Below are 4,711 nucleotides of genomic sequence, written 5' to 3'. Positions count from 1 at the left end.
CGACCCCACCCTCACCCAAGAACTCCTCCTCACCCTCGCCACCCACCTAACCCCACCCAACCAACGCACCAGCAACCCAGGCACCGCCCCAGACACCAACCGCAGCAGCACCCCCGACACCGACCGCACCAACGCCCCGGGCACCAGCCCGGCCGCCGCGCCCGAACCGGACGCAGCGTCCGCCCCATCCACAGCACCACCAACCGACCAGGACGCCGACGCCGACCGCGAGAGCCAGCCCGCCATCCACGCGGAACCTGACCCGCAGCCAGACGCGGAGACCGACAGGGACGCGACGGCAGGCATCAAGCCCCAACCCCAGCCCCAGCCCCATCGGCCGACGGCAACAAACACCGGCGCAGAACCAGCGGGCTCAGCTGCGCCCGGCCAGGATTGGCCGACTGACTGGTTCGCCGCCGACGAACCCCCAGCCGAACACGACCCCGACTGGGACCCCCCACACCCCAGCGACCCCGCCTACGACCACACCGCCTCCCCCGCCCCCTCGGAGGCCGACAACCGAAACGACCGCCGCGACCCCGGCCCCGCCGAGCCTCCCGATGCCCCCGAAGCCACGGGCCCGGCGGACGCCGCCGACCGCGCCGAGAGCCCGGATCAGAATCCGGGGATGGATGCTGCCGCACGCCGCGAACTCGCCAGGAAACTGGCGGCGATCCGCCACGGCGCGTACCGCCAAGGACCCGGCAACACCAAGCGCCGCCCAGCGCAAACCACCCTCTACATCCACCTCACCGACCAGACCCTGCTCGCCGGCGAAGGCGTCACCCGCGTCGAACGCTTCGGCCCCGTCTTCACCACCCGCCTGGAAGAACTCCTCGGCCACAGCCAGATCATCATCAAGCCCGTCATCGACCTCAACGACGACCGGATCAACGTCAACGCCTACGAGGTGCCGCGGGAGATGCGCGAGCATCTCAAGCTGATCTACCCGGTTGAGCAGTTTCCCTACGGAGCCACGGAGACCACCGACGGCACCGACCTCGACCACGTCACGCCGTACGACTTCGCCGATACCGGGCCACCGGGCCAGACCAGCATCACCAACCTCACCCCGCTACGGCGCTACAGCCACCGGGTCAAGACCCTCGGCGGCTGGCAAGTCCGACGCCTAGACGACGGCGCCCTGGAATGGATCACGAAGCACGGCCTCAAGTTCCGCGTCGATCACAAAGGCACGCACCGGATCACCGACAACAACGACCATTGCGAACCCGCGGAACCCGCGGAACCCGCAGGTCGGATCACCGATCCGCCATGAGGTGGCGGGTCGCCTCTGCCAGTTTGGCTGCGACCTGCATGGCTGTGATCGGGCCGCCGTCGGACGCTAGGTTGGCGGCAGCGGCGTGCAGGTAGGCGCCGACCGCGGCGGCCTCGAGTGGGGTGAGACCCGCGGCCAGGAGCGCGCCGCACAGGCCGGCCAGTACGTCGCCCGCGCCGGCGGTGGCGAGCCATGCGGCGGCGTTGGTGTTGATGCGGACCTGGCCATCAGGCGCGGCGATGACCGTGGTCGAGCCCTTCAGGAGGACTGTCACGTCGAAGCGTTCGGCGGCCTGTCGGGCGTGCTTCAGGCGTTCGGCCTCGACCTGGGAGCGCTCGACGCCGAGCATGCGGGCGAGTTCACCGGCGTGCGGGGTGATCAGGACGTTCGGGTGATCGCCCGAGTCGTCGAGCGCCTTCAGCCCGTCGGCGTCGAGCAGCACCGGCTCTTCACCGTCGAGGAGTTCGCGGACCTTGGCGGTGTCGAGTTCATCGCCCAGACCGGAACCGATGGCCCAAGCCTGGACCCGGCCTTCACCGGCCACGACCTCGGGATGGATGGCACGAACCGCTTCGGCGACGGGGTCCGGACCGACGTACCGGAGCATGCCGATCGGGCCGGCCAGGGCGCCCGAGGTGGCGATGACGGCGGCGCCCGGGTACTGCGCCGAGCCCGCCATCAGGCCGAGGACGCCACGGGAGTACTTGTCGGATTCGCCGGTCGGTACGGGGTAGAGCGCTCGGACGTCCGCGCTTTGGAGGGACTCGACGGGCGCGTGCGGTAGGTCAAGGCCGATATCGACGAGGTGGACGGGGCCGCAGGCTGCCGCGGCCGGGTCGATCAGATGGCAAATCTTGTGGGTACCGAAGGTGACAGTCAGTGCTGCCTTGACATGCTCAGCCGGAGTTTCGCCGCTGTCCACGTCGACCCCAGACGGCATGTCCACAGCAACGATCGGTACCTCGTACTGCTCCGCAACACGCACAGCCGCCAACGCATCCGGCCGAAGCCCGGGCCGCCCACCGATCCCGACGATCCCATCGACAACCACATCGGCCGCCGCTATCTCCCCGGCAAAGCCAGTCAGCGACGTATCGTCGGCGCTCGTGCCGGAGCTTCCCGCGGCAACGCGGCCGCCGGCTGCGACGAGTGCAGCCAGGCCCTCACGGTGGTACTTCTCCGAGAGCAGCACGGCAACCACCTGCGCCCCGCGGCGGGCCAGCTTTTCCCCGGCGTACAAGGCGTCTCCGCCGTTGTCGCCCGAGCCGACCAGCAGCACCACGCGGGCGCCGTACGTGAAGCCAAGGAAGTTGCTGATGGCAACAGCCAGCCCGGTCGCGGCGCGCTGCATCAGCGTTCCCTCGGGGAGCCGGGCCATCAGCTCGGCCTCGGCGGCGCGGATCTGCTCGACGGTGTGGGCGTGACGCATCTCAGCCCTCCAGGATGACGACCGCCGACGCGATGCCGGCGTCATGGCTGAGGGACAGATGCAGACTCTGTACGCCGAGCTGCGCCGCCTGCGCCGCGACAGTACCGGTGATCTCCAGCCAGGGCCGGCCGGAATCGTCGGTCCACACCTCGGCGTCGTGCCAGTGCATCCCGGCCGGCGCGCCGAGTGCCTTGGCGAGCGCTTCCTTGGCCGCGAACCGGGCCGCCAGCGAGGCCGGCGGTTTCTTCGCCTCGGCCGGTGTGAAGACGCGTTCGCGCAGGGAGGGCGTCCGCTCGAGCGTTTTCATGAACCGCTCGACGTCGACCACATCGATGCCCACGCCGACGATCATGGGGTCGTTGATGTGACAACTGCCACACCCACAGTCTCGTTGCCGCACATGCCGGTCAGCGTATCCCCGTCAGGTGTGGGAAGAATGGGCCCCATGCTGCAGCCGTCGCGGGAGGTGACCCCGTACACCGAGCTTGACCGCGCCGCCTGGGCCCAGTTGGCCGAGACGACCGAGTCGCCGCTGACGGCCGAGGAAATCGAGCGGCTGCGCGGTCTCGGGGACGAGATCGACATCGACGAGGTCCGCGAGGTCTACCTGCCGCTGTCCCGGATCCTGTCGCTCTACGTGCGGCACGCCCGGGCGCTGCATTCCGACACAGAGTCGTTCCTGGGCAAACCGGCCGCGACCCGGACCCCGTTCGTGATCGGCATCGGCGGTTCTGTTGCCGTCGGCAAGTCCACCACCGCTCGGCTGCTGCGCGAACTGCTGGCCCGCTGGCCCGAGCACCCCCGCGTCGCCCTGGTCACCACCGACGGCTTCCTGTGGCCGAACGCCGAACTGGAACGCCGCGGCCTGATGCTGCGCAAGGGCTTCCCGGAGTCCTACGACCGCAAGTCGCTGCTGCGTTTCGTCGTCGAGGTGAAGTCCGGGATGGACAACGTCGAAGCGCCGGTCTACTCGCACTTGCACTACGACCGGATGCCGGGCGTCCGCACCACCGTCGAGATGCCCGACATCCTGTTGCTCGAAGGGCTGAACGTGCTCCAGCCGGCACCCCGGCACGCCGACGGCAAGAGCGGGCTGGCGGTCAGCGACTTCTTCGACTTCTCCGTGTACGTCGACGCGGCGGCCGACGACATCCGGTCCTGGTACGTGCACCGCTTCCTCAAGCTCTGGGAGACGGCCTTCCGCAACCCGGAGTCCTACTTCGTCCGGTACGGCGAACTCAGCCGCGGCGAAGCGATCGCCAAGGCGGAGTCACTCTGGGACGGCATCAACGGCCCCAACCTGCGCGAAAACATCCTGCCGACGCGCTCGCGAGCCACCCTGGTGCTCCGCAAGGGCGCCGACCACGCCGTCCGCTGGGTCCGACTCCGCAAACTCTGAGGGTTTCTCCCCACGCACTCTCCGACGCCCGCTCCTGCGTCGCGGCTACGTTCGACCGCTCCCACCCACCGGGTTTTAACGCTCCTGCGTCGCGCGGTACGACCACGATGCGCGCGAGCCAAGCTGCGCGAGCTGCAGCCCGTCGAGTAGTCCCACGCAGCCTCCGATCGTCATGGGGCAGCCGGGACGGGGAACATTGGAAGGCGAGACGCACGCGGATGCACGGTCAGCACGTGCGCCCCGCCGGCCTGGGGTTAGTAGCAAAGCCAGTAAGTTAAGGGGTTTCGGCGAGGTACCTTGCCGCGCCGACTCGCAGAGGTTGTCCCGGTCTTCGTGGAACTTGAGGTGGCGGTCCCCCACCTGAGGCCTGCCTGGTGGTAGGTCTCGGGTGAACGACCAAGAACACCCGAAGGAAGGGGACCGCCATGAAGACCGTACCTACTCTGCACGCGGCCGCGCAGGCCGACACCATGAATTTCTCCGATCTGCCTGACGAGGTGTGTGTCGCGCTGGCCGATGTCGCCGGCGCGGCCCGTGAGGGCCTGCTGGCGATGAGTGTGGCCGCTGGGCTGGCGGTGATGCAGGCCATGTTCGAGGCCGAGAT

Annotated in this window: 3 protein-coding genes and 1 pseudogene; 2 read left to right on the top strand and 2 right to left on the bottom strand. The window is 69.1% G+C overall.

Going from position 1 to position 4,711, the window contains the following annotated elements; genetic code table 11:
• Positions 1-1,279 (top strand): annotated as a pseudogene (locus A3ES_RS50730) (hypothetical protein); the annotation flags it as partial.
• On the opposite strand, the gene A3ES_RS0145165 reads toward A3ES_RS50730, so the two are convergent.
• Both A3ES_RS0145165 and A3ES_RS0145160 read right to left on the bottom strand, forming a co-directional pair.
• Positions 1,263-2,708, bottom strand: a complete 1,446-nt coding sequence (locus A3ES_RS0145165) for a bifunctional ADP-dependent NAD(P)H-hydrate dehydratase/NAD(P)H-hydrate epimerase (protein ID WP_020393427.1) — start codon at positions 2,706-2,708, stop codon at positions 1,263-1,265. The pseudogene A3ES_RS50730 and the gene A3ES_RS0145165 sit on opposite strands and share 17 nt — an antisense overlap.
• Before the next feature lies 1 nt (position 2,709).
• On the bottom strand, positions 2,710-3,060 hold the full coding sequence (locus tag A3ES_RS0145160; protein ID WP_020393426.1) for a holo-ACP synthase: 351 nt from the start codon (positions 3,058-3,060) through the stop codon (positions 2,710-2,712).
• Between the two features lie 93 nt (positions 3,061-3,153).
• On the opposite strand from A3ES_RS0145160, the gene coaA reads away from it, so the two are divergent.
• The gene (coaA, locus tag A3ES_RS0145155; RefSeq protein WP_020393425.1) at positions 3,154-4,107 is read left to right on the top strand and encodes a type I pantothenate kinase; all 954 of its coding nucleotides are present in this window, start codon (positions 3,154-3,156) and stop codon (positions 4,105-4,107) included.
• Positions 4,108-4,711 lie beyond the last annotated feature (604 nt).

Origin of the sequence: Kribbella catacumbae DSM 19601, assembly GCF_000372465.1 — a bacterium.
GTDB lineage: Bacteria > Actinomycetota > Actinomycetes > Propionibacteriales > Kribbellaceae > Kribbella > Kribbella catacumbae.
The sequence above is the reverse complement of the archived record's forward strand: the minus strand, read 5'-3'. Positions and strand labels throughout refer to the sequence as shown.